A 23,401-nucleotide genomic window follows, 5' to 3' on the forward strand; every position below is an offset into this window, starting at 1 on the left:
TCACCTTCAAAACCGGCCTTGAATACTTCCATGCCGTCGCAGTCGGATGGAGCCTCAGAGATCCGTGCATGCCCTAGCGCCTTCGCGGGGACGACAGCGTAGGATGGGTAGAGCGCAGCGAAACCCATCGCGATGAAATGAGCGGCGCGAATGATGGGTTTCGCTGCGCTCTACCCATCCTACGGACTACGGACCGCCGGATCCCGGCTCGACACCGGAAACGACCGACCGTGCCATGCGACAAAAAGCCGTGAATGTGGCGCGCCGAACCCATCGCAAAGCGGTTACGTTGCCTTGCCAAGCGCTGGCTTTGTGGCCATTTTCCTTACTCGTACCCGGTTTTGATTACCCGCAGATGCTATTGCTCGAGTCTCTCCCAACCGTCATCGGTGCCGCCGCCATTGCGCCGGCGCTTCTGATGCTCTGGCTCGTCATCGCCGCCGACGAGCGCCCGGGCCCGCCGGGACAGGTCTGGCTCGCTTTCGTGCTCGGCGCGGCCAGCATCTCGCTGCTTGGGCTGGTGCGGGCGCCGTTCAACGCATTGCTGGCGATACCGGAAAACCCCTGGATGACGTTGGTGGTGCGCTCGCTGTTCGGCGTCGCCCTCCCTGAAGAGATCGTGAAGATCGCGGTGATCATCGCCGTGTCGTCCCGGCGGCGGCGCGCCTCCGCCGACCCGATGGATCCGGTGGTCTACGGCGCCGCCGTAGGGCTCGGTTTCGCCGCCTATGAGAACCTCGCCTACCTGGTCCAGCACGCGGAGATGTGGCGCGCGCTCGCCGTGCTGCGCAGCGTGCTCACGGTGCCGTTTCACGGCGCGCTCGGCATCATCGCCGGCGCCTATGTCGCGATCGCACGCTCCGGCACCGCGCTCGGCGCGCACCGCAAGAACCGCGCCTGGGCGCGCTTGTCGAGCTGGGGCATGGTGCTGCTCGCCCCGGTCTTGCTGCATGCCGCGTTCGACTTCCCGCTCCTGACCCTGCAGCGGGGCGGCGATCTCGGCTCCACGCTGCGGATGGTCCTGGGCTCGGCGAGCGTCCTGATCGGGTTCAGCTCGATCGGCTTCGCCATCCGCCTGATCTACCGGGTCGGCCGCCATCATGCCCCGCGCACCGCGCTCGCGCGTGAACGGCTGAGCCAGTTGCGGCGGATGTGGGCCGTGCTCGTCCTCGGCAGCGGCGCCGGCTTTCTCGGGCTGGCCTTCGTGCTAACGTCGATCCGTCGCTGGCTGATCAATCCCGAGCACAATGCGGCGGCGATCCTGGTCCCGGTCGCGGCGATCTCCATTGTGATCGGTATAGCGCTGCTGATCGCGACCACCGCGATTTACATCTTCGGGCGAAATCGAATTCGCACGACATCGGAGGGCTTTTCGTCGGCACCGGGGCCGGGCTAATCTGATATAATCAGAACCGGACACGCTCTAGGATCGCGTGCAATCAGGCACCCGCCGGGAGAGCTGCGATGACCCTTCCAGATAACCTCGACAAGCTGCAGTCCGAAGTGAACGCCACGGTGAAGGCGCATTGGAAGGCCTTCCTGTTCGAAGGCATCCTGCTCGTGGTTCTTGGCCTCGCCGCGTTGATCGTGCCGGCCTTCGCGAGCCTCGCCGTGACCATCTCCCTCGGCTGGCTGTTCCTGATCTCCGGGATCGGCGGATTGATCGTAACTTACTGGGCGCGCGAGATGCCGGGCTTCTGGTGGTCGCTGATCTCGGCGGCGCTGGCCGTGCTCGCCGGCCTGATCCTGCTGGCGCGGCCGATGCAGGGCGTGCTGACGCTGACCATCGTGGTCGGAGCCTATTTCGTCGCCGAGGGCGTCGCCACCATCATGTATGCGCTGGAGCACCGGCGCGAATTGACCGGGCGCTGGTCGTGGCTCCTGATCGCAGGGCTGATGGACATCCTGATCGCCTTCATCATCGTCGCCGGCCTGCCCGGCTCGGCGGAATGGGCGCTTGGGCTCCTGGTCGGCCTCAATCTGTTATTCGGCGGCGCCAGCCTGATCGGCATGGCGCTCGCCGCCCACAGCACCGACCCGTGATTTAGATCGTTTTCGAGCGAAGTGGATACCGGTTCGCGTGAAGAAAACGCGTCAAAATAAGAAACTGAAGATCGGTTCTGATTGAATCAGAACCGAATCTTTGGAGGTGACAAGGCGGAATCCTTCCGCTATAGACCCAGCCATGATCAACGCCGCCACCAGCTATTTTTGGTACTTTAGCTACGACAGCTCGCTGGCGGCGGGAGGATCGCGCTCAATTTAGTGAAATTGCAGCAAGACGTCCGAACAGCCGCCAGACCTGGCGGCTTTTTTGTTGGCCGGCAGGTTCAAAAATCAAAAGGAGCCCGCCGTGTTGAGTACCACTGACGATCTTCGCATTAGAGAACTGAAAGAGCTGAGTACGCCCGAAGAGGTGATGCGCGAGGTCCCGCGCACCTTGACGGCGACGCGGGTGGTGATGGCGGCGCGCAACGCCATCCACGCCATCCTGAACGGCAAGGACGACCGCCTCCTGGTTGTCGTCGGCCCCTGCTCCGTCCACGATCCCGAAGCGGCCATCGACTACGCCGAGCGCCTCGCCACCTTGCGCGAGACGCTGTCTGACCGGCTCGAGATCGTGATGCGGGTCTATTTCGAGAAGCCGCGCACGATTGTCGGATGGAAGGGGCTGATCAACGATCCCAACCTCGACGGCAGCTTCGACATCAACAAGGGCCTGCGGCTCGCCCGCAGCGTGCTCTCCGCCGTCAACAATCTCGGCCTGCCCGCCGGCGCCGAATTCCTTGATATGACGACGCCGCAATATATCGCCGATCTCGTGAGCTGGGCCGCGATCGGCGCGCGCACCACCGAGAGCCAGATCCACCGCGAGCTCGCCTCCGGCCTGTCCTGCCCCGTCGGCTTCAAGAACGGCACCGACGGCAATGTGCGCATCGCCTCTGACGCCGTGAAATCGGCGTCCCACCCGCACCATTTCATGGCGGTGACGAAGGGCGGACGCTCGGCGATCGCGGCGACCAGCGGCAATGAGGACTGCCACATCATCCTGCGCGGTGGCCGCGCGCCGAACTATGATGCGGCAAGCGTCGATGCCGCAGCAAGCGAGTTGGCGCGCTCAGGCGTCAACCAGCGCATGATGATCGACGCCAGCCACGCCAACAGCAGCAAGAAGCCGGAGAACCAGCCGCTGGTCGTTGCCGACATAGCCAGCCAGGTTTCCGGCGGCGAGACGCGCATCATGGGCGCGATGATCGAGAGCAACCTGGTCGCCGGGCGACAGGACGTTGTGCCGGGAGTTGCGCTCACCTACGGTCAGAGCATCACTGACGGCTGCATCGACTGGGAGACGACGGTCTCCTCGCTCAACGTGCTCGCCGATGCGGTCGAGGCACGCCGCAAGGCAGAGCGCCGCGATGTCCGGGAACGGTTGGCCTAGACGCTTGTCGTTACGGGCCGCTGGGCGTCGCAGCGCCCGGCGGCTCGCCTCAGCAACCTCTGCAGATGCTCTTGATCTTGCGATCAAGGGCGGCGTCTTCCTTGTTCACCGGATTGTTCGGGTCGTTGATATTGTTCTCGCTCGGCACATCGCCGCGGCGCGGCTGACGGTGGCCGATCGGCGCTTCCGGAATCGGCCTGGTCTCGGGAGTGCTTTTCGGCACTGTCGTGGTTCCACCCTGCGCAAAGGCAGGCGCACCGATCAGGGTCACAAGTGCCATCGACAAGATTGTTTTCCGCATCCTGATTCTCCTGCCTCTCGACACACTTTATCGCGCCCGTTCAGGCGCGTCGATATTACTGCATCTGCGCTCACACATTAGGTGGATAGAGATGCACGTCACCGCAATAATCGACGACACGGTAGCGTGTTTCATTAACTCCTTCACGCTGCGAGAGATTGTCCTGCGTCAAATAGCCCGGCCCGATCGGCGCTTTGCCGTGGCCGCCGGGAATGTCGAGCACGTAGTCGGGCTGGCACAGGCCCGAGACGCGGCCCCGCAACGATCGCATCAGTTCCTGCCCCTCCTCGACGGTCGTGCGCAGATGCGCAGTGCCGGGCGCGAGATCGCCGTGGTGCAGGTAGTAGGGCTTGATCCGGCATTCGACGAAGGCCCGCATCAAGCCTTCCAATGTGGCAGCATCATCGTTGACGCTCTTGAGCAGCACGGTCTGGCTCACCAGGGGAATGCCTGCATCCGCCAGCCGCGCACAGGCGGCGCGCGCCTCGGGCGTCAGTTCGCGCGGATGATTGGCGTGGATCGCAACCCAGGTCGTCGCGCCCTCCACACGCAGCGCGCGGACCATCTCTGGATTGAGACGGGCCGGATCAGCCACCGGCACGCGCGTGTGCAGGCGGATGATCTTGACGTGATCGATGGCAGCGAGATCGGCCATGATCTCCGCGAGCCGCCGCGGCGACAGCATCAACGGATCGCCGCCGGTCAGGATCACCTCCCAGATCTGCGGCTGCGAGCGGATGTAGGAGAGCGCATCGCGGTAGGCGTCCTCCGACAGCGCCGTCGCCTTCCCCGGCCCGACCATCTCGCGGCGAAAGCAGAACCGGCAATAGACCGCGCAGACGTGCACGAGCTTGAATAACACCCGGTCCGGATAACGGTGCACGATGCCGGGAACAGGCGCATGCGCATCATCGCCGATCGGATCGGCGTTCTCGCCGGGATGCGTCACGAGTTCATCCGCGGCGGGGATGAATTGCCGCGCGATCGGATCGTTCGCATCATTCGGGTCGATCAGCGCCGCAATGCCAGGCGTCACCGCGATCGCGTAGCGCGCGGCGACCTGCTCCAGATCGGCAAGCGCCTCCTGCCGCGCAAGGCCGCGCTCGATCAGTTCGGCGGGCTGCCGCAGCGTTGTCGCCAGCTTTCGGTCGATCCGGTTCATCTCTCTCCTGCCGGCGGCGTCCACACCACCTGGTCGATCCTTGGCGCGCCGCTTGCCAGCATCACCAGCCGGTCGAAGCCGAGCGCCACGCCGCTCGCCTCGGGCATCGCGCCGACGGCGGCGATAAAATCCTCATCGAGCGGGTAGCGCTCGCCATAGCGACGCTCCTTCTCGTCCATGGCCGCGGCAAAACGTCGGCGCTGCTCAGCGGCATCCGTCAACTCGCCAAACCCGTTGGCGAGCTCGACGCCGCAGGCATAGACCTCGAACCGCTCGGCGACGCGCGGATCGGAAGGATCTGCGCGCGCCAGCGCCGCTTCCGGGATCGGATAGTCGGACAGCACGGTCAGGTGCCCCTGCCCGAGATTTGGCTCAACATGCTCGACCAGAACCTTGCTGAAAATATCCGACCAAGTGTCATCCTCGGCGATCCGTACCCGCTCCCGTGCCGCATCCGCAAGCGCCGCACGGTCGCCCTCGCCGTCAACGACGGTGGCCAGGAGATCGATCCCGGCAAAGCGTTCAAAGGCGGACGCCACTGTCAGGAATTCAGGCACCCCGCCGATCTCTGCGGTCTTGCCACGAAACGAGAATCGCTCGATGCCGGTCGCGTGCGCGGCCTCGGCGATGATCAAGAGGGTGTCGGTCACCACGGCGTCGATATCATCATTGGCGCGGTACCATTCCAGCATGGTGAACTCGGGCAAATGGAGGTCACCGCGTTCACGGTCGCGGAACACGCGCGCGAACTCGAAGATCTTTGTTTCACCCGCCGCGAGTAGCTTCTTGCAGGCGAATTCGGGTGACGTGCGCAAGTAGCGGGGCACGCGGCTGCAATCGGCCCGCGTCAACTCCGTGCGCGGCGCATGCAGATGGGTCTCGTTGCCAGGCGAAATCTGCAGGATGCCGGTCTCGACTTCCAGGAATCCCCACCCCTCAAACCAAGCCCGCACCGCCTTCGTCACGGCGCTCCGCGCCTCAAGAAACGGTTTTCTGTCGGCGTGCCGGGCTGGATTCCACCAGGGGGACGGGCGGTCGACGCCGCTCATGGCTGCGCTCCTGCCAAAGGATGCTTCACGCGATGCGTCGGGTTGTCCATTAACAAGTTGAGAAAATCGGTAAATCTCATTGAAATCGCTCGATTTCCTCGACGTCCGGCGACTCCTTGATGCCTGACGGTGAATGCGTTGTCCATAGAGCGGGGCGGCACCACGTTCCGGCCCGCCGTTCGCGCGGTTGACACCTCGTAGAGGACGCCACACCTGTCAGCAACCTGCCGAAACCGGCCGCAAAAGGCTGGCATCTCGGGGGCAAATCAGTATGTTGCAGCCCGAAACTGCCGCCAGGCCGCCGAGCGTATCAGCCGAGCCGAGCCGGCGGCCGAACCATTCAGGAAAACCACTTTGAGAGTCATCGCCAGTTCCATCCGCAAGGGCAACATCATCGAGCAGGATGGCAAGCTTTACGTTGTCCTTTCCGCCGAAAACATCCATCCCGGTAAGGGAACCCCGGTCAGCCAGATTGAAATGCGTCGCATCGGCGACGGCGTGAAGGTCTCCGAACGCTACAAGACCACCGACCAGGTGGAGAAGGCGACCGTCGAGGATCGCAACTTCAACTACCTCTATGAGGACGCCGACGGCTTCCATTTCATGAATGGCGAGACCTACGACCAGGTCCAGGTGTCGAAGGACATCGTCGGGTCATCCGCGCCGTATCTGCAGGAAAACATGACCGTGAAGCTCTCGATGCATGAGGGCAATCCGGTCGCGATCCAATTGCCGCAGCGCGCCACCCTGGAGGTCGTCGAGACCGAGCCGGTGACGAAGGGCCAGACCGCCTCCTCCTCCTACAAGCCGGCCGTGCTGTCGAACGGCATTCGCACCGCTGTGCCGCCGCATATCTCGACCGGCACGCGCATTGTGGTGATGACCGAAGACGGCTCATACGTCGAACGCGCGAAGGATTAACCGATCGCGCTAAGGGGGTACCGCGCCGGGGGACGACGCGTTGAAAGTGAAAGCTGTCTGCTTTGTGGCACCTTGGCTGGCAGCTTTCGCGTCGCTTCTCGCCACCTCCCTCGCCGCTTCTGCCGACGAATTCCGTACCCCTTCGATCTCGGCCGTGCGCGTCGAATGGCGCGCGGTGCTCGATCAGCTTCGCGCCGAGATCAATAGCCAGCCTTCGATCGCTGCGAACTTCACATTTGCGAGCCAGCGCCGCGTACCTTCGTACGATCCGCGCTCACGGCCCGCGCTGGTGCAATTGAACGCGATCACCTCGCAGCTATTCCCCGGCATCGGCCGCAGCCCGATCCCGGTACTCTTGCCGTTCGATACCGCAACCTATCTCGAAGCGCGGCGGAGCGGCACGCCGGAGAGCTTGTCCGTGTCGCGCTATCAGGCGGACTTCCGTCCGGCCGGTCTCTTCCATGCAGGAGCGGCCGGTTATGATGCGATGTTCACACTCGAGCCGGGCGCAGGCAACGGAATGCCGGAGCGGACTTATGCAAGACCGATCGAGGTACATATCACCGGTTCGCTGCTGCTCTATGATCTCAACGATCGGCTCGGCGGCAAAGGCGAACCGGTCAAATCGCTTTCGGCGCAATATCCTGATATCCGACGCTTCATCCGCGAAGGCTATGTGCGCTACGCCTTCACCCGCTTCGGCGTACCCTATGTGGTTTCGATCCACTGCCTCGATAGCACGCCGCGGCTGCGACGGCTGGCCTGCCGCGAGGCCTATCCGGTCGCCGAACGCTTCCTGAAGGCGCTGCGCATCGCCGGCGGCCAACCCTCGCGGCTGCGGCGGGACATCGCCTCCGTGAGCGCGGAACGGCCGGCCACCGTTTCACCCGAGTTCACCTATCGGCCAAGCGGCGACATCGTCGCCAACAGCGGTTACCACAAGCAGGGTGGCCGCACCGACCTGACCGCGTATTCGCAGATCCGCTTCCCCTTGGCGAAGGCACCGGCCTTCATCCATTCGCAATCGTTCGGCAGGCGCGCCGACCAATATCCCTGGCAGGACAGTTTTTGCGAGGCGCGCAGTTTCGAAGTCGGCCAGTGCACCAACGGCTTTGGCCACCAGGGGCAGGATATCCGCCCGGGCGCCTGCCCGCCCAACAACGAAAGCGGAGAGCCCTGCGATCCCAAGCGGCAGGCAATCGTCGCGGTGCGCGACGGCGTTGTGATCCGTTCACCGGGCCAGCAGGGAGTGACGCTGCAGGTCAACACCCAGACCGAGCATATTCGCTTCCGCTACATGCATATGAACCCGTCGGCGATGGACGCGGACGGCCTTCTCAACGGACGCCGTGTCACGGAAGGCGAAAAGATCGGCGTGGTCTCGAATTATCTCGATCACCCCAACGGCACCACGCGCCACCTGCATTTCGACGTGCAGGTGTTCACGCGCGACGGTTGGCTCTGGGTCAATCCCTACACCACGCTGGTCTCAGCCTATGAACGCCTGATCCGCGGCCGCGGCCGCGAGATCGGCCCCGAACCGCCGGCGGCGGCCGCAGTGGCGCACGCGCAGCCAGAAGACGTGATCCAGCGTCTCGATCCGCAGGAAGGCGGCGGCAACTGATTGCCGACCAGGCGATTGACGGAAAGTAGCTAAATCTCGGAAATCGATTCCGCGATCGTTAAGTGCCTGCAGTGTACGATGGGCAGCCAACTCAAGTGAAACCACGATCGCGCATGTTCTCGACCTTCACCTGGTATTTTCTGTCGCCGAACGGCCGCATCAGCCGGCAGGAATTCCGACTCGGCTTTATCGGGATTGTCTTGGTCTACATTCTGCTGGTCCGTAGCTGGCGTAACCTCACCATTCCGCCGGTTCGGTATTACGTCTCACCCGACGTCAATCCGCCGTATGACGGCTCTGTCCGGCTGGCGCTGCTGATCGTTCTGTGGCCGCTCATCGCCATATTGGCGAAACGGTTGCACGATCTGAACGTCTCCGGATGGTGGCTGCTGACCCTTCTCGCCGTTCCACTTGTTGCCAGCGCGATCAGCATCAGCGTGTCTATTCCATATCTCCTGATTGTTGCCTTTCTGAGCTTCTTTCCCGGAGCATGCGGGAGCAATCGGTTCGGCCGCGACCCCCACTGGCGCGCGCCGGAATCTAGCGCGGCCGCCGCGACGCGTTTACAAACCAGCCGAACCGCACTACTCGAGAAACGTCGTAAGCTGCGCGCCCTCGTCGGCTACGAATACGGCAATCAACTCCGCCGGCTCCGTGTTGCTTGCATTGGCTGAGACCAGGTGCGTCGAACCCGGCGGCTCGAAGAAGGACTGGCCGACCTTGAACGTCTCAAGCGGTCCGCCGCCGAGCTGCGAGCGGATTTCGCCCTTGGTGATATAGGCCGTCACCGAGCCGGCATGCCGATGCGCGCGCGTGAAACCGCCGGGGCCGTAGAACACGCGTACGATGGTGACACGCTTGCCCGGCACGTTTGGCAGCGCGTACGAGCCGATCGGCTCGACCTTGTCGAGCGGCGATCCCTCGGCGGCGTTCGCGCAAAGCGGCGCGATGGCGCCGGATACCGTGTCCATCATCGCCGGCAATGTCCTTGCGGTGACCAGGGCACAGGCAAGACCCGCAATAACCGCGAGCGAAATCGGCCGTGTCGATGCGAAAGGAGTTGTCGCGAGCATCGATGCCATGTTGTTCTCCTTTGGAGAAAGACGTTATTCGCCCCTTTGCCTTCCCTATTCACGACGCGGCTGCGCCGACCGAGGACGGCTTTCGCGCCGGCGGCGTCCAGCGATAGGCGACGCCATACCTGTTCCAGACGTTGATCGCCGCGATCGCCGAGGTGAGATAGCTCAGTTCCGGCTCGGAGAATTCCGCGCGCGCTTCAGCATAAACCTCGTCGCTCACGCCGTCGCCGAGTTTCGTCAGCGCTTCGGTCCATGCCAGCGCAGCGCGTTCTCGCGCGGAAAATTGCGGGGCCTCGCGCCAGACCACGACGAGGTTGAGCTTGTCGGCCGATATGCCGAGGCTCTCGGCCTGCAGGATATGAAACTGCACGCAGAAGGCACAGCCGTTGATCTGCGAGGCGCGCAGCTTGACCAGTTCGAGCAACTGCTTGTCGAGCCCGGCCTTGGCCGCCATCTGACCCAGCGCCCGCACCGCATCGTAGACATCGGGTGCAAGCTTCGGAAAGTCAGCGTATTCGGCTCTCGCGTGTGACATCAGTTTCGCCTCATGTTATCAGTATGCTGATATATTATAAGAGCACTGATATGGCGCGCAAGACTGCATGGTCCACCGGCACGGTTCGTAAGACATCAAAAATCGAAAAATCGAAAAATACCACTCGGAGCCGGAAAGCGCCCGCCGAGACAGATCCGGCACTTGCAATCATCCGCCCACCACCACCCGGCCAGGGCAAGCGCGGCGAGCAAGGCTATCTCGCTTATCTCCTGCGGCAGGCCCAGGCGGCGACGCGGCTGACGATGGAGCGGGCGCTGGGAAAGCTCGGCGTTACCCCGCCACAGTTCGTCGTGCTGACGATGCTGCGCGCCTATCCCGGGCTGTCCGGCGCCGATCTCGCGCGGGTGGCGTTGCTGACGCCGCAGACCGTCGGCGTCATCATCCGCAATCTCGAGCGCGACGGCGCGATCCGGAAGACACCGCATCCGGTTCACGGCCGCGTCCTGCAATTGACGCTGACCAGGCGCGGAACCGCGCTCCTGGAAAAATGCCGGCGTCACGCCCATGCCGTGGACCGGCGGCTGGCCAAGGGGCTCAACCCCAGGGCAGAACTGATCGTGCGGCGCTGGCTGTCCAAAATCGCCACAGAGCTGCAGGATAGCTAGGTTCCCGCGGCGATGTGACTTTTTGTGTCCTTGGATGGCGCCGCTAGATTGGCAGCATGAAGCAACTTGATTCTTTGAAATCCCCCGCCCGCCGAGCTTTCCTGCAAGGCAGCATCGCGGCCGGCGCCCTACTTGCCGGCCCGTTCGCTGCGCTCGCCGCGCCACCCGGCTTTGACCAATGGCGCGACAATTTCCGCGCCCGCGCGCTCGCCAAGGGAATCTCGGCGGCGACCTGGACCCGCGTGATGGGCCGCATCGAGCCTGACATGAGCGTGTTCCGGCAGATGCAGAAGCAGCCGGAATTCAACGAACAGATTTGGCAATACATCAACCGTCGCGTCTCCGACTGGCGCATCATCAATGGCCGTGAGGCGCTCAAGAAGAACGAGGCGCTGTTCGCGCGGATCGAGAAGGATTTTGGCGTCGAGCGCGGCACGCTGTTGGCACTGTGGGGCGTTGAATCCGCCTACGGCGATCCGCTGGTGCAGCAGAACCACATGAAGCCGGTATTCCCTGCACTTGCCGCGCTCGCCTGGAACGAACCGCGTCGCAAGGCCTATTGGGAGACCGAGCTGATCAACGCGCTCAGGATCGTGGACCGCGGCTGGAGCACGCCGGAGGAGATGCGCGGCTCCTGGGCCGGCGCCATGGGGCATTCGCAATGGATGCCGGAAGTGTGGCTCAATGTCGGCTTCGACTATGACGGCGATGGCAAGGTCTCGCCATTCGGCCGGCCGGACGATGCACTCGGATCAACCGCGAAATACCTCGTCAACCGCGGCAAATATCACCGCGGGCAACATTGGGGCTACGAAGTGCGGGCCAATGGCAGCATGAGCGGCAGCCGCACCTATGCGGCATGGGCCGGCGCCGGCGTGACCCGCGCCGACGGCCTGCCATTCCCACAGCCGAATGCATCGGCGCAGCTATGGATTCCGGTCGCCGGCGGCCCCGCCTTCCTGCTGGGTCCGAATTTCTATGCCGTGCGCAGCTACAATCCCTCCATGAACTATGCGTTGGCGATCTGCCATCTCGGCGACCGCATCCTCGGCGCGCCGCCCTTCATCCATCCCTTCCCCGGCTCCGAGCGTGCGCTGACGCTCGCCGAGGTGCAGGAAATGCAGACGCGACTGACAAAGGCCGGCTTCGATACCGGCGGCACCGACGGCCGCGTCGGCAATGACACCATGAAGGCGATCCGGGATTATCAGACCAAGATGAGCCTGTTGCCGGCCGACGGTTATGGCGGCCTGAAGGTGCTGGCGCGGTTGCGGCAGGGCGGCTGACGCGCCGTCATTTCGAGACAATGGGCCGTACAACAGCACCCGCGTTCATGCCGCCGTCGATGACAAGCTCAGTCCCGGTCACGTAGCGCGACGCATCGGAGGCCAGATACAGCACGCCGCTGGCGATCTCCGCCGCCTGGCCGGCGCGGCCGAGCGGGGTTGCAATCTTCGCACGTTCTTCGGGATCAATCGGCGCGTTCGCACGGTTCCCCGTCGCCTCCGTCGGGATCTTGCTCCAGATCGGGGTGTCGATGATGCCGGGATGCACCGAGTTGACGCGGATGCCGTCTCCCGCAGCGGCGCATTCCATCGCGACAGACTTCGCAAGCAGCCGCACGCCGCCTTTGGTCGCGGAGTATCCGGCAAGGCCCGCCGCGCCGCGCAGGCCCGCGAGCGAGGACATCATGATGACGGATCCGCCACCGCTCCTGCGCATCAGCGGCAGAGAATATTTCACCGAGAGGAAAACGCCGTCGAGATTGATCGCGGTCTGCCGGCGCCAGTCGGCGAGCGTCATGTCGGTGATCGACGGCACGGAGATGCCGATACCGGCATTGGAGACCAGCACATCGAGCCGGCCAAACCGTTTCTCGATCTCCGAGATAATCTCCGCCCAGCGTGCCTCGCTGGTGACGTCCTGTTGCAGAAACACCGCTTTGCCGCCGGCCTTGTTGACGCCGGTAACGAGCTCCGGTCCCCTGAGCTCGTCGATATCGGTCGCCACGACCGTGGCGCCCTCCTGCGCCAGCAATTCCGCGACCGCCGCGCCGATGCCCGAGGCGCCGCCGGTGACCAGCGCCACCTTGCCTTCCACCTGTCCTGCCATGTGCTCTCCCCGACTGTTTTCTTATCTGATCACCGCGGGCCCCTGATCGGGGACCGCGACGTCGAGCACACGCAATTGCACACGTTCGCTGCCTTGCCAACGGTCGATCGCAAGGGAGCCCGCGACATGGAGCGGCTGGCCGCGATTTTGAATCAGCGCATTGCCGAGCTTTTGGCCGACGGAACGGAAGGCCATGCCGTTCACGATCGCGCCGTCGCCCGATTTGAAGCGCAGCCGCAGATGCGCCTGTCCGACTTCATCGGCATAGACGAGCTGGTGCGACGGCAGCGCGATCACCGGCTCCGGATTGCCGCTGCCGAACGGGCCGGCGCGGTTCAGCATCGCGGCAAATTCCACCGTTACGGCGCGAGCGCTCACTGCGCCGTCGATGAACAATTCATTCTCGTGACGCGAATTGGCGACGTCGGCGGCGAGCACGCTTTCCAGATAGGCGCGGAACTCGGCGAGCTTCTCCTTTCGCAGCGTTACGCCTGCGGCCATCGCATGGCCGCCGCCCTTGAGCAGCAGGCCGTCCGCCACCGCCTGCCGCACCGCCTTGCCGAGATCGACGCCGCCGATCGAGCGACCCGAGCCGGTGCCGATGCCGCCCGGCTCGAGCGCGATGGCGAAGGCCGGCCTGCCAAATTTCTCCTTCAGGCGCGAGGCCACGAGGCCGACGACGCCGGGATGCCAGCCCTCGGCGGCCGTGACGATGACGGCGCCCTTGTCCTCCAATCCGAGCGAGGCCAGCGCCTCCGCCTCGGCCTGCGCTTCGGCCGCCTGCTCAATGACGCGCCGCTCGCTGTTGAGGCGGTCGAGTTCGGCCGCGATCCGTGCCGCCTCCGAGGGGTCGGATTCCAGAAGTAGCCGCACGCCGAGGTCGGCGCGCCCGATCCGCCCGCCCGCATTGATGCGCGGTCCCAGCATGAAGCCGAGGTGCCAGGCCTCCGGCGGGCCGTTGAGCCGGGCCACATCCATCAGCGCGGTGTGCCCGACATGGTCGCGCCGGCGCAGCGCGATCAGCCCCTTGGCGACCAGAGCGCGGTTGAGCCCAATCAGCGGCGCGACGTCAGCCACCGTTCCAAGCGCGACGTGATGCAGCATGCCCAAGAGATCCGGCTCCGGCATTTCCGAAGTCCAGAAATCGCGCTGGCGCAATTCCCGGTTCACCGCGACCAGGGTCACCAGCACGAGGCCGACGGCTGCGAGATGACCAAGCCCGGAGAGATCATCAGGCCGGTTGGGATTCACCAGTGCGTCCACCTCGGGCAGCACCTCGCCGCATTGATGGTGATCGATCACGACCACGGACATGCCGAGCCGCCGCGCCTCCGCCAGCGGCTCCAGGCTCGTGGTGCCGCAATCGACGGTGACCAGCAACGTCGCGCCCTTGGCGGCAAGCGCGCGCACGGCCTCCGTGTTGGGGCCGTAGCCCTCGAACAGGCGGTCGGGAATGTGGATCAGCGGATCGAGCCCGCAATGCCGCAAGTGCCAGGTGAGCAGCGCCGCCGAGGTTGCTCCGTCGACGTCGTAGTCGCCGAAGACCGCGACCTTCTCATTGCGCATCGCCGCATCCGCGATCCGCCTTGCCGCCGCCTCCATCTCGGTCACGGTGAAGGGATCCGGCATCAATTTGCGGATGGTGGGATCGAGGAAATCCGGCACATCATCGATCGCGACGTCGCGGCCCGCGAGCACCCGCGCCAGCATTTCCGGCAGTTGGTGGCGCTGCGCGATCGCGAGCGCCCGCGCCGCTCCCCGCGCGTCCAAACGGTCGCGCCAGAATTTGCCCGTGAGCGAGCGCGCCACGCCGAGAAAGGCCGGCGGCATCTCTACGGGCAGGATGGCGGTGTGCAGCGTCATAACGATCCCGACGACGAGTGGCGCTCGCATGAAAGCGAATCAGAGCTGCCATCCTCGACCCTGAGCGGGCGATCGCGAAGCGCTGCCAGGCGGTTTTGCCCGCTTTTCGCAGGAGACGGACCTTGCGGAATTGGCTTGCGGGGGTGTCGAGGCCTTCGTCGGGCGGTGTCAGGAGAGGGATTCACAACGGGAAATGGCGGAGTGCCCAAATAAAGTGCAGTCCCACATAGGTGGCAATTTCGGAAAATTAAGCCGACGTTAGCCGAAATCCCCGAAAAAGGACGCGTGCTTGATCTGCGATTTTTTGGTTCCGTTCCGTCCGCAGGAAGCGGTCAAAGGCTTAATGCAAGGGAAGTCCGGCTATGTCCATCGCGCTCCCGCGCGCGAAATCAATCGCGAGCGAATCGGCGGTCTCGCCTGACATCGACGATGAATCCGACATTTCGGCGCTGATCGCGCGGCTGACCGCGGAGGTCAATCAGATCGCCTGCGAGAAGACCAGGTCGATCCAGAAGATCACCAACCAGATGAAGATGCTGGCGCTGAATGCGCTGATCGAAAGCTCGCGCGCCGGCGCGCAAGGCGCGGGCTTTGCCGTGGTGGCGCAGGAAGTGCGCGGCGTCGGCCAGCAGGTCGAGACCATCGCGCGCGAGCTCGAGACGCAACTAACGCGGCGCACCGGCAGTCTCATGAGCTCGATCGAGCGCATGACCGACCGCTCGCGCGGCGAGCGCATGGTGGACCTGTCGCTGAACGCGATCGAGCTGATCGACCGCAACCTCTATGAACGCACCTGCGATGTGCGCTGGTGGGCGACCGATTCTGCCGTCGTCGACTGCGCTGCGTCACCGCAACCGGCGGTGGTCGCGCACACGTCCGAGCGGCTGGGCGTGATCCTTTCCGCGTACACCGTCTACCTCGATCTCTGGCTTTGCGATCTCGAGGGCAACGTGCTCGCCAACGGGCGCGCCGATCGCTTCAAGGTGATCGGCCAGAACGTCGCGGCCACAAAATGGTTTCGCCAGGCGCGCGACCTGCGCTCGGGCGACGACTATGTCGCCGGCGACGTCGAGTGCCAGCCGCTGCTCGGCAACGCGCAAGTCGCGACCTATTGCGCCAGCGTCCGCGAAGGCGGCAAGGCCCATGGCAAGCCGACCGGCGTGCTCGCGATCCATTTCGACTGGGAGCCGCAGGCACGCGCCATCGTGCAGGGCGTGCGCGTCGGCGCCGCCGATAAAGCGCGCGTGCTGCTGGTCGATTCCCATTTCCGGGTGATCGCGGCATCCGACGGCAAGGGCCTTCTGACCGAGCACGTCTCGCTGTCACTCGGCGGCCAGCGCAGCGGCTTCTACCACGACCGCTCCGGCGCGTTGGTCGCCTTCCACGCCACGCCGGGCTACGAGACCTACAAGGGTCTCGGCTGGTACGGCGTCATTCTCTGCGGGGCGGCTTCCTAGGCCTAGATCGGTGTGGTGTCCCCTCATGGTGAGGAGCGCGCCAGCGCGTCTCGAACCATGAGGCCCGGATCTCGCCCGCGGCCCATCCTTCGAGACGGCCGCTGCGCGGCCCCCTCAGGATGAGGGCTTTCTGCGTGGCCTGGCTTTTCGCGACGAGCTGCTCAGCTAGCAACCCATCCGATCGGCGATCGCGACGAAATCCTTGGCGACGATATCCCAGTCACCGGTTGCTTCGAAGTCGACCTTCTGCAGCGGGCCGTATTCGGTCGGACGCGCCACAAAGGCGGTCTTCAGGCCGTTTTGCTGCGCATGCTTGAGATCGCCGTTGTGCGCGGCCACCATCATCACCTGCTCCGGCGGCAGGCACAGCAATTTCGCGGCGCCAAGATAGGTTTCGGGATCGGGCTTGTAGTGCTCGAACAGTTCGGCCGACATGATGAGATCCCATGGCAGGCCGGCAAACTTCGCCATGTTGGTCAGCAGTGCGACATTGCCGTTCGAGAGCGGCGAGATGATGTATTTCGCCTTCAGCCGCGCCAGCCCCGCTATGCTGTCGGGCCAGGGATGCAGGCGGTGCCATCCCGTGGTGAGGTAATGCAGGTCGACGTCCGTCAATCCCTTGATGCCCTGCTGCTCGACCAGCTTCTCAAGTGAGCGGCGGTGCAGCACGTCGAGGATGACATAGCCGCGTTCGGGATGTTTGCGCACCTCGTCCATCGAGGCGACATAGACCCCGCGCCAGCCGTCAACGAGCGCGGTCCAGTCGGCTTCGATGCCGCGCGTCTTCGACCACTTCGTGAAGTCGTTGATCAGGCTGGTGCGCCAGTCGACGACGGTGCCGAACACGTCGAACACCAGCGCCTTCACCGCCGAAAGATCGGCCATGCTCGCCTCCCGTTTGTTCTTGTCATTCCGGGGCGCGCATCAGCGCTCCCCGGAACGGCGGTTCACCTCAATCGAGATGGAACTTCTCGAGCTGGCGGTGCTCCGCCTTGATGTAGCGCACGGTGCCGGTAACCGAGCGCATCACCACCGTCTCGGTCTCGATCGTGTCCTTCTTGAACTTGACGCCTGTCAGCAGCGAGCCCGTGGTGACGCCGGTGGCAGCAAACAGGCAGTCGCCACGCGCCATGTCCTCGATGCCGTAGATCATCTTCGGAGCGGTGATGCCCATCTTGTGCGCGCGCTCGCGCTTCTCCTCGCTGTCAAGGATCAGGCGGCACTGCATCTGGCCGCCGATGCAGCGCAGCGCTGCCGCGGCCAGCACGCCCTCGGGCGCACCGCCGGTGCCCATATAGATGTCGACGCCCGTCTCGTCCGGGTTGGTGGTGTGGATCACGCCGGCCACGTCGCCGTCGGTGATCAGGCGCACGGCGGCGCCAGTCGAGCGGATGCTCGTGATGATGTCGGCATGGCGCGGACGATCGAGCACCAGCGCCGTGATCGCCGATGCCGGCACGCCCTTGGCCTTGGCGAGCCGCTGGATGTTGTCGGCCGGCGACGCGTCGAGCTCGATCACGTTCTTGTCGTAGCCCGGACCGATCGCGATCTTCTCCATGTAGACGTCGGGCGCGTGCAGCAGCGTGCCGCCATCGGCCATCGCCATCGTGGCGATCGCGCCCGGCATGTTCTTCGCGCAGAGCGTGGTGCCTTCCAGCGGATCGACGGCGATATCGACCTTCGGCCCGGCATTGAGCCCGACTTTCTCGCCGATGAACAGCATCGGCGCCTCGTCGCGCTCGCCCTCGCCGATCACGATGGTGCCCTCGATCGGCAATTTGTTGAGTTCGCGGCGCATCGCGTCGACCGCGGCCTGGTCGGCCGCCTTCTCCTGGCCGTGGCCGCGCAGCCGCGCGGCCGACACCGCCGCCCGCTCCGTCACCCGCACGATTTCGAGCGTGAGAATGCGCTCGAGCAAAAGTTGTGGCGGGACGGAAATATGGGTCGACATCTCTGCACTCCTTCAGCCTTCGGGCCCCTCGCCCGCATTCAATCATCTAACGTAGAAGGCGTTCGCTATCGCACACTAATTTTTCTCAATTCGGATCACCTGCGGGCGACCGCTGATGACCCTGTCGCGCTGCACGGCCTTGAGCGCCCGGTGAACCGCATCTTCACTGGTCGCGTAGGTAATCAGAATGACAGGAACCGGTGAAGCTTTTTTGGCCGAACCGTTAACATCACCGTCATTGCGGTGGCGCTGCACGATCGATTCCAGCGAAATCTTCTGTTCCGCAAGCCGCGTTGCGATGGTCGCGGCGGTGCCGGCGTGGTCGCGGGCCAGAAGACGGATGTAATACCCGCCCTCATGGCGCTCCATCGGCGCCTTTGTCGTCGCGCGCAGGCTGTCGACCGGCCGGCCAAACGGCGTTGCGCGGATGCCGCGCGCGACGTCGGCGATATCGGCAACGACGGCGGACGCGGTCGCCGCCCCGCCGGCGCCCGGCCCGACCAGCGTGATCGGCGGAATGCCCTCACCGTCGATCGTCACCGCATTGGTGACGCCCATCACTTGGGCAATCGACGAAGATTTCGGCACCATGGTGGGATGCACGCGCTGCTCGATGCCCTTTGCAGTTCGCACCGCAACGCCGAGCAGCTTGACGCGATATCCGAGTTCCTCCGCCGCACGCAGGTCTTCGGGCGTGATCGAGGAAATGCCTTCGACATAGACGGCGGTTTGCGCGACCTTGGTGCCGAAGGCGAGGCTCGCCAGGATCGCAAGCTTTTGCGCGGTGTCGTGTCCGTCGACGTCGAAGGACGGATTGGCTTCGGCATAACCGAGCCGCTGCGCGTCCTTCAAACATTCCTCAAACGACAGTCCCTCATGCTCCATCCGCGTCAGGATGTAATTGCAGGTGCCGTTGAGGATGCCGTAGACGCGATTGACGCTGGTGCCGGAGAGCCCCTCGCGCAGCGTCTTGATCACGGGAATGGCCGCGCCGACCGCGGCCTCGTAATTCAGTGCGCTGCCATGCTGCTCCGCGGCCTTGGCGAGCCGCAGCCCATGCTTGGCGATCAGCGCCTTGTTGGCTGTCACTACCGACTTGCCGGCCTTCAGCGCAGTCTCGATCGCCGAGAAGGCGGGATCATCGGCGCCCCCCATCAATTCGACGAAGCAATCGACATTGGAATCCTCGGCCAGCGCCTGCGGACTCTCAGCCCAGTCGACGCCGCGCAAATCGAGTCCGCGTTTCTTCTTCGAACGCGCGGTGACCGCGACGACGCGCACGCCGCGGCCGCTGCGCGCCGCCAAGGCGGCACCCTGCTGCTCAATAAGACGGACGACTTCGGCGCCAACGGTGCCGAGCCCCGCTATGCCCACTTTCAGCGGTGCGACCATTGCAAACAGACCTGCCGGAGGAGATTAACGCCGGTTGGCGAGAGGAACCACGTTGTGCAACGTTTCGATGCCGCTTTCAAGGAAGCGGCGCACACCGCGCGCGGCCTGCCGAATACGTTGCTCGTTTTCCACCATCGCGATGCGGACAAAACCCTCGCCGTGCTCGCCGAAGGCAACGCCGGGCGACACCACCACGCCGGATTTTTCCACAAGCAGGGTCGCGAACTGCATGCTGCCGACATCCTCGAACGCTTTCGGCAGCGGCGCCCAGGCGAACATCGAGGCTTGCGGCGGCGGGATGTCCCAGCCGGCGCGGCCGAAGGCTTCCACCAGCGTGTCGCGTCGCCGGCGATAGGTCTCGCGCATCTCGCGGATACAGTCGTCCGGCCCGTTCAGCGCCGCAGTCGCGGCCACCTGGATCGGCGTGAAGGCGCCGTAATCGAGATAGGATTTCACCCGCGCCAGAGCCGCGATGATGCGCTCGTTGCCGACCGCAAAGCCCATGCGCCAGCCGGCCATCGAATAGGTCTTCGACATCGAGGTGAATTCGACGGTGACGTCCATCGCGCCCGGCACCTGCAGCACCGAAGGTGGCGGATTGTTGTCGTCGAAATAAACTTCGGCGTAAGCGAGGTCCGAGAGGATGAATATCTCGTGCTTCTTCGCGAACGCAACGAGGTCTTTGTAGAAATCGAGATCGGCGACATAAGCCGTCGGGTTGGAAGGATAGCAGACCACGAGCGCGAGTGGCTTCGGGATCGAATGGATGATCGCCCGTTCCACCGCCTCGAAGAATTGCGGCGTCGGCTCCGACGGCACCGAGCGGATCACCCCGCCCGCCATCAGGAAGCCGAAGGCATGGATCGGATAGCTCGGATTCGGGCAAAGGATGACGTCGCCGGGCGCGGTGATCGCCTGCGCCACATTGGCAAAGCCCTCCTTCGAGCCCAGCGTCGCCACCACCTGGGTGTCCGGATTGAGCTTCACGCCGAATCGCCGCGCGTAATACGCAGCCTGCGCCTTGCGAAGGCCATTGATGCCCCGCGAGGCCGAATAGCGGTCGGTCCGCGGCTTGCCGAGGGTTTCCTTCAACTTCTCGAGCACATGGGGCGGCGTCGACAGGTCGGGGTTGCCCATGCCCATGTCGATGATGTCGGCCCCGGCATTGCGCGCCGCTGCCTTGGCCTGGTTGACCTTCTCGAACACGTAAGGCGGCAGACGGCGAATGCGATAGAACTCTTCCATGGGACCTTTGCTCCGACGACCGGCACGGCAGAATCGCGCGCGTTTACGCGGTTTGCCGAGACCAAGTCCGGTTTGGCCCGGAAATTACGCCCAATCAATGACTTAGAGCGTTTCCAGACGCAAAATCTGGGCTCGGCGACCGGATATGCGGTTGAATTGAGGTTCTTTTAGCATGTAGCGGTGGCAGCGCCAGCGATTAGCTTGCTGCCGCTTCACTTGCCGGCGTTTTGTGCGGCCGTGGCTTGGCGGTCGCGCGCGGCCTTCAGCTCGGCCTCGATCTTGGCCTGCTCCGCCGGCTTCATCGGCGCCTCCTCACGATCCGGCGGCATGTCGTGCACCGGAAGATACCCGCCGGCCTCCTTCGGACGCGCCGGGGCATCGGCTGGCGTCCCGATGCCGGGAAGATCCGCGATCGACGTCGAGCAGCCGCTCAGCGCAACCGCGGACGCAAGCAGCGCGCCGACCGCGAGCAGCCTTTTCATTCGATCGATACGCATACGTCCGGAAGTCCCCACTTGCCGGTAACCAATCACTGGTACGAGCTTTGCAGCGACAAATCGTCCAATCGCTTCGGCTCTGCCCTAACCGTTCAAACCATTGTCGCCCGAAACGATTAAGTCGTGAACAACAAATCCGATTGATGCGGCTTCAATGTGTCGGAACTGGGAGGAATTTGTCGCAGTGCAACAATGCGAAAACCTAGAGAAATCCTACATCTTGCTTGCCGCACCGCGCGATGACGCGGCTCAATTGAAGCGATAGTGTCCACTGCATGAGCGACGTTACCCTCGAAACCCAGGCCACAAAGAAGTTCGACGGCGAAGCCTTCGCAATGAACATTGCGCGTGCGCTGGAGAGCTCCGGCCAGGCGCTTGCGGCCTATCTGAAGCCGCGCGAAAACGCTGACATCAAGGACAAGGCGGGAGGCGAGTTTGCGGAGGTGATCAAGACCTTCACCGCGGTCGCCGAATACTGGCTCTCGGACCAGGATCGGGCCGCTGACCTGCAGACCAAGCTTGGCAAGGCCTATCTCGACCTGTTCGGCTCAGCCGCCCGCCGCATGGCCGGCCAGGAAGCCAAGGCCGCGATTGACCCCCCACCGCGCGACAAGCGCTTCGCCGACCCGGAATGGCGGTCGAACCAGTTCTTCGACTTCATCCTGCAGCTCTATCTGCTCACCACGCAATGGGCGCAGGAGCTGGTGCGCAACGCCGAGGGCATCGACCCGCACACCCGCAAGAAGGCCGAGTTCTACGTCCAGCAGATCACCAACGCCCTGGCGCCGTCGAATTTCGTTTTGACCAATCCGGAAGTGCTGCGCACCACGATGGAGACGAACGGCGACAACCTCGTTCGCGGCATGAAGATGCTGGCGGAGGACATCGAGGCCGGCCACGGCACGCTGCGGATCCGCCAGTCCGACCCGACCAACCTCGCGGTCGGCGTCAACATGGCAACCACGCCAGGCAAGGTGATCTATCAAAACGAGTTGATGCAGTTGATCCAGTACTCGCCGACCACGGAGACGGTGCTGCGCACGCCGCTCCTGATCGTGCCGCCATGGATCAACAAGTACTACATCCTCGATCTCAGGCCCGAGAAGTCCTTCATCAAATGGTGCGTCGACCAGGGACTGACCGTGTTCGTGATCTCCTGGGTCAATCCCGATCGCGATCTCGGCAAGAAGACCTTTTCCGACTACATGACCGAAGGACCGCTGACCGCGATGGATGTCATCGAGAAGGTGACTGGCGAGATGAAGGTTCACACCGTCGGCTATTGCGTCGGCGGCACCCTCCTTGCCGCGACGCTCGCCTGGCTCGCCGAGAAGCGCCGGGTGCGCGTCACCTCGGCCACGTTCTTCGCCTCTCAGGTCGACTTCACCCATGCCGGCGACCTCCTGGTGTTCGTCGACGAGGACCAGATTTCCGCGCTCGAGCGCGACATGGAGCAGCGTGGCGTGCTCGAGGGCAGCAAGATGGCGATGGCCTTCAACATGCTGCGCTCGAATGACCTGATCTGGAATTATGTCGTCAGCAACTACCTGAAGGGGCAGCCGCCCTCCTCGTTCGACCTGCTGCACTGGAACTCCGACGCGACGCGGATGCCGGCGGCGAACCATTCCTATTACCTGCGCAACTGCTATCTGGAGAACCGGCTTTCCTCCGGCACCATGGTGCTGGACAACACGCTGCTCGATCTCTCCAAAGTGAAGGTGCCGGTCTACAACCTCGCGACCCGCGAGGATCACATCGCGCCGGCCGAGTCGGTGCTGTACGGATCGCAATTCTTCGGCGGGCCGGTGAAATATGTGCTGTCCGGCTCCGGCCATATCGCCGGCGTGGTCAACCCGCCTGCGGCCAACAAGTACCAGTACTGGACCAACGACAACATCAAGGACGCCAAGCTTTCCGACTGGCTGAAGAGCGCCAAGGAGCACAAGGGATCGTGGTGGCCCGATTGGCGCGAATGGCTGGAAAGCATCGATGCCGAGACAGTGCCTGCGCGCGCGGTCGGCTCGGAGGCACTGCCACCAATCGAAGAAGCTCCCGGCAGCTATGTCCGGGTGCGCGCATAGCGCGAGGCGCGCCGCTTCGGTATAATCAAGCGTCCATCGGAGCAGAAAAACCATCACGCTCCAGACG

At 64.1% G+C, this 23,401-nt stretch carries 22 protein-coding genes; 10 read left to right on the top strand and 12 right to left on the bottom strand.

Translation table 11 applies throughout. The annotated features are described in order from the left end of the window. Positions 1 to 355 precede the first annotated feature (355 nt). From ACZXDY_RS30970 to ACZXDY_RS30980, 3 genes are all read left to right on the top strand, one after another. The gene (locus tag ACZXDY_RS30970) at positions 356 to 1,396 is read left to right on the top strand and encodes a PrsW family intramembrane metalloprotease (RefSeq protein ID WP_130229830.1); all 1,041 of its coding nucleotides are present in this window, start codon (positions 356 to 358) and stop codon (positions 1,394 to 1,396) included. A 68-nt stretch (positions 1,397 to 1,464) separates the two neighbouring features. Beyond that, positions 1,465 to 2,043 carry an HdeD family acid-resistance protein gene (locus ACZXDY_RS30975; RefSeq protein WP_464348118.1) on the top strand — a complete coding sequence of 193 codons (579 nt, stop codon included), beginning with the start codon at positions 1,465 to 1,467 and terminating at the stop codon, positions 2,041 to 2,043. A 310-nt stretch (positions 2,044 to 2,353) separates the two neighbouring features. Next, the gene (locus ACZXDY_RS30980) at positions 2,354 to 3,439 is read left to right on the top strand and encodes a 3-deoxy-7-phosphoheptulonate synthase (protein ID WP_464348119.1); all 1,086 of its coding nucleotides are present in this window, start codon (positions 2,354 to 2,356) and stop codon (positions 3,437 to 3,439) included. Positions 3,440 to 3,488: 49 nt separating this feature from the next. Here ACZXDY_RS30980 and ACZXDY_RS30985 read toward each other — a convergent pair whose 3' ends face one another. From ACZXDY_RS30985 to epmA, 3 genes are all read right to left on the bottom strand, one after another. After that, positions 3,489 to 3,740 (bottom strand): hypothetical protein, encoded by a 252-nt coding sequence (locus ACZXDY_RS30985; RefSeq protein WP_028167861.1) that lies wholly within the window; start codon positions 3,738 to 3,740, stop codon positions 3,489 to 3,491. Positions 3,741 to 3,810: 70 nt separating this feature from the next. Further along, positions 3,811 to 4,902, bottom strand: a complete 1,092-nt coding sequence (locus ACZXDY_RS30990; protein WP_464348120.1) for a lysine-2,3-aminomutase-like protein — start codon at positions 4,900 to 4,902, stop codon at positions 3,811 to 3,813. Continuing rightward, complete coding sequence (epmA, locus tag ACZXDY_RS30995; protein ID WP_464348121.1) at positions 4,899 to 5,951, bottom strand: EF-P lysine aminoacylase EpmA; 1,053 nt, start codon at positions 5,949 to 5,951, stop codon at positions 4,899 to 4,901. Before epmA ends, ACZXDY_RS30990 begins: the two co-directional genes overlap by 4 nt. A gap of 354 nt (positions 5,952 to 6,305) precedes the next feature. Between epmA and efp the strand changes: the two genes are divergently transcribed. The 3 genes from efp to ACZXDY_RS31010 all read left to right on the top strand — a co-directional run bounded on the left by efp (position 6,306) and on the right by ACZXDY_RS31010 (position 9,170). Further along, positions 6,306 to 6,872 (top strand): elongation factor P, encoded by a 567-nt coding sequence (gene efp, locus ACZXDY_RS31000; RefSeq protein ID WP_027578243.1) that lies wholly within the window; start codon positions 6,306 to 6,308, stop codon positions 6,870 to 6,872. A 46-nt stretch (positions 6,873 to 6,918) separates the two neighbouring features. Beyond that, positions 6,919 to 8,496, top strand: a complete 1,578-nt coding sequence (locus ACZXDY_RS31005; protein ID WP_464348146.1) for a M23 family metallopeptidase — start codon at positions 6,919 to 6,921, stop codon at positions 8,494 to 8,496. Between the two features lie 113 nt (positions 8,497 to 8,609). Then, the gene (locus tag ACZXDY_RS31010) at positions 8,610 to 9,170 is read left to right on the top strand and encodes a DUF805 domain-containing protein (RefSeq protein ID WP_464348122.1); all 561 of its coding nucleotides are present in this window, start codon (positions 8,610 to 8,612) and stop codon (positions 9,168 to 9,170) included. On the opposite strand, the gene ACZXDY_RS31015 is transcribed toward ACZXDY_RS31010, so the two are convergent. Continuing rightward, positions 9,081 to 9,578 carry a cupin domain-containing protein gene (locus ACZXDY_RS31015; protein WP_464348123.1) on the bottom strand — a complete coding sequence of 166 codons (498 nt, stop codon included), beginning with the start codon at positions 9,576 to 9,578 and terminating at the stop codon, positions 9,081 to 9,083. The two genes, ACZXDY_RS31010 and ACZXDY_RS31015, sit on opposite strands and share 90 nt — an antisense overlap. 49 nt (positions 9,579 to 9,627) lie before the next feature. Continuing rightward, entirely contained in the window at positions 9,628 to 10,110 is a 483-nt protein-coding gene (locus ACZXDY_RS31020) for a carboxymuconolactone decarboxylase family protein (protein ID WP_464348124.1), read from the bottom strand. Between the two features lie 50 nt (positions 10,111 to 10,160). On the opposite strand from ACZXDY_RS31020, the gene ACZXDY_RS31025 reads away from it, so the two are divergent. Continuing rightward, a complete protein-coding gene (locus ACZXDY_RS31025; protein ID WP_464348125.1) occupies positions 10,161 to 10,736 on the top strand; it encodes a MarR family winged helix-turn-helix transcriptional regulator in 576 nt (191 codons plus the stop codon). A gap of 56 nt (positions 10,737 to 10,792) precedes the next feature. After that, complete coding sequence (locus ACZXDY_RS31030) at positions 10,793 to 12,022, top strand: lytic murein transglycosylase (protein WP_464348126.1); 1,230 nt, start codon at positions 10,793 to 10,795, stop codon at positions 12,020 to 12,022. Between the two features lie 7 nt (positions 12,023 to 12,029). Here the strand turns inward: ACZXDY_RS31030 and ACZXDY_RS31035 are convergent, their stop codons facing one another. Together ACZXDY_RS31035 and recJ are read right to left on the bottom strand one after the other, a co-directional pair. Further along, the gene (locus ACZXDY_RS31035; protein ID WP_028167853.1) at positions 12,030 to 12,848 is read right to left on the bottom strand and encodes an SDR family NAD(P)-dependent oxidoreductase; all 819 of its coding nucleotides are present in this window, start codon (positions 12,846 to 12,848) and stop codon (positions 12,030 to 12,032) included. 21 nt (positions 12,849 to 12,869) lie between these two features. Further along, entirely contained in the window at positions 12,870 to 14,711 is a 1,842-nt protein-coding gene (gene recJ / locus ACZXDY_RS31040; RefSeq protein ID WP_464348147.1) for a single-stranded-DNA-specific exonuclease RecJ, read from the bottom strand. A 362-nt stretch (positions 14,712 to 15,073) separates the two neighbouring features. Here recJ and ACZXDY_RS31045 point away from each other — a divergent pair, with 362 nt between their 5' ends. Continuing rightward, positions 15,074 to 16,168, top strand: a complete 1,095-nt coding sequence (locus tag ACZXDY_RS31045) for a methyl-accepting chemotaxis protein (protein WP_028167851.1) — start codon at positions 15,074 to 15,076, stop codon at positions 16,166 to 16,168. 165 nt (positions 16,169 to 16,333) lie between these two features. Here ACZXDY_RS31045 and ACZXDY_RS31050 read toward each other — a convergent pair whose 3' ends face one another. The 5 genes from ACZXDY_RS31050 to ACZXDY_RS31070 all read right to left on the bottom strand — a co-directional run bounded on the left by ACZXDY_RS31050 (position 16,334) and on the right by ACZXDY_RS31070 (position 21,238). Next, positions 16,334 to 17,053 carry a haloacid dehalogenase type II gene (locus tag ACZXDY_RS31050; protein WP_464348127.1) on the bottom strand — a complete coding sequence of 240 codons (720 nt, stop codon included), beginning with the start codon at positions 17,051 to 17,053 and terminating at the stop codon, positions 16,334 to 16,336. A 67-nt stretch (positions 17,054 to 17,120) separates the two neighbouring features. After that, positions 17,121 to 18,119, bottom strand: coding sequence for a class II fructose-bisphosphatase (gene glpX, locus ACZXDY_RS31055; RefSeq protein ID WP_464348128.1), 999 nt, complete (start codon positions 18,117 to 18,119; stop codon positions 17,121 to 17,123). Between the two features lie 75 nt (positions 18,120 to 18,194). Beyond that, entirely contained in the window at positions 18,195 to 19,511 is a 1,317-nt protein-coding gene (locus tag ACZXDY_RS31060; protein WP_028167848.1) for a homoserine dehydrogenase, read from the bottom strand. Between the two features lie 24 nt (positions 19,512 to 19,535). Further along, positions 19,536 to 20,756 carry an LL-diaminopimelate aminotransferase gene (locus ACZXDY_RS31065; RefSeq protein ID WP_130228036.1) on the bottom strand — a complete coding sequence of 407 codons (1,221 nt, stop codon included), beginning with the start codon at positions 20,754 to 20,756 and terminating at the stop codon, positions 19,536 to 19,538. Positions 20,757 to 20,968: 212 nt separating this feature from the next. Beyond that, entirely contained in the window at positions 20,969 to 21,238 is a 270-nt protein-coding gene (locus ACZXDY_RS31070; RefSeq protein WP_464348129.1) for a hypothetical protein, read from the bottom strand. A gap of 290 nt (positions 21,239 to 21,528) precedes the next feature. Between ACZXDY_RS31070 and ACZXDY_RS31075 the strand changes: the two genes are divergently transcribed. Next, on the top strand, positions 21,529 to 23,334 hold the full coding sequence (locus ACZXDY_RS31075; RefSeq protein WP_464348130.1) for a PHA/PHB synthase family protein: 1,806 nt from the start codon (positions 21,529 to 21,531) through the stop codon (positions 23,332 to 23,334). Positions 23,335 to 23,401 lie beyond the last annotated feature (67 nt).

The sequence above is a fragment of the Bradyrhizobium sp. LeoB3 genome (genome assembly GCF_055456055.1).

Bases quoted from the DNA above. Each gene is read 5' to 3' on its own strand.
- ACZXDY_RS31035 (WP_028167853.1), bottom strand. From the start codon at position 12,848: ATGGCAGGACAGGTGGAAGGCAAGGTGGCGCTGGTCACCGGCGGCGCC.
- ACZXDY_RS30985 (WP_028167861.1), bottom strand. From the start codon at position 3,740: ATGCGGAAAACAATCTTGTCGATGGCACTTGTGACCCTGATCGGTGCG.
- ACZXDY_RS31045 (WP_028167851.1), top strand. From the start codon at position 15,074: ATGTCCATCGCGCTCCCGCGCGCGAAATCAATCGCGAGCGAATCGGCG.
- ACZXDY_RS30975 (WP_464348118.1), top strand. From the start codon at position 1,465: ATGACCCTTCCAGATAACCTCGACAAGCTGCAGTCCGAAGTGAACGCC.
- ACZXDY_RS30970 (WP_130229830.1), top strand. From the start codon at position 356: ATGCTATTGCTCGAGTCTCTCCCAACCGTCATCGGTGCCGCCGCCATT.
- ACZXDY_RS31070 (WP_464348129.1), bottom strand. From the start codon at position 21,238: ATGAAAAGGCTGCTCGCGGTCGGCGCGCTGCTTGCGTCCGCGGTTGCG.
- ACZXDY_RS31020 (WP_464348124.1), bottom strand. From the start codon at position 10,110: ATGTCACACGCGAGAGCCGAATACGCTGACTTTCCGAAGCTTGCACCC.
- ACZXDY_RS31065 (WP_130228036.1), bottom strand. From the start codon at position 20,756: ATGGAAGAGTTCTATCGCATTCGCCGTCTGCCGCCTTACGTGTTCGAG.
- ACZXDY_RS31050 (WP_464348127.1), bottom strand. From the start codon at position 17,053: ATGGCCGATCTTTCGGCGGTGAAGGCGCTGGTGTTCGACGTGTTCGGC.
- ACZXDY_RS31075 (WP_464348130.1), top strand. From the start codon at position 21,529: ATGAGCGACGTTACCCTCGAAACCCAGGCCACAAAGAAGTTCGACGGC.
- epmA (WP_464348121.1), bottom strand. From the start codon at position 5,951: ATGAGCGGCGTCGACCGCCCGTCCCCCTGGTGGAATCCAGCCCGGCAC.
- ACZXDY_RS31015 (WP_464348123.1), bottom strand. From the start codon at position 9,578: ATGGCATCGATGCTCGCGACAACTCCTTTCGCATCGACACGGCCGATT.
- ACZXDY_RS31030 (WP_464348126.1), top strand. From the start codon at position 10,793: ATGAAGCAACTTGATTCTTTGAAATCCCCCGCCCGCCGAGCTTTCCTG.
- glpX (WP_464348128.1), bottom strand. From the start codon at position 18,119: ATGTCGACCCATATTTCCGTCCCGCCACAACTTTTGCTCGAGCGCATT.
- ACZXDY_RS31060 (WP_028167848.1), bottom strand. From the start codon at position 19,511: ATGGTCGCACCGCTGAAAGTGGGCATAGCGGGGCTCGGCACCGTTGGC.
- ACZXDY_RS31025 (WP_464348125.1), top strand. From the start codon at position 10,161: ATGGCGCGCAAGACTGCATGGTCCACCGGCACGGTTCGTAAGACATCA.
- ACZXDY_RS30990 (WP_464348120.1), bottom strand. From the start codon at position 4,902: ATGAACCGGATCGACCGAAAGCTGGCGACAACGCTGCGGCAGCCCGCC.
- recJ (WP_464348147.1), bottom strand. From the start codon at position 14,711: ATGACGCTGCACACCGCCATCCTGCCCGTAGAGATGCCGCCGGCCTTT.
- ACZXDY_RS31010 (WP_464348122.1), top strand. From the start codon at position 8,610: ATGTTCTCGACCTTCACCTGGTATTTTCTGTCGCCGAACGGCCGCATC.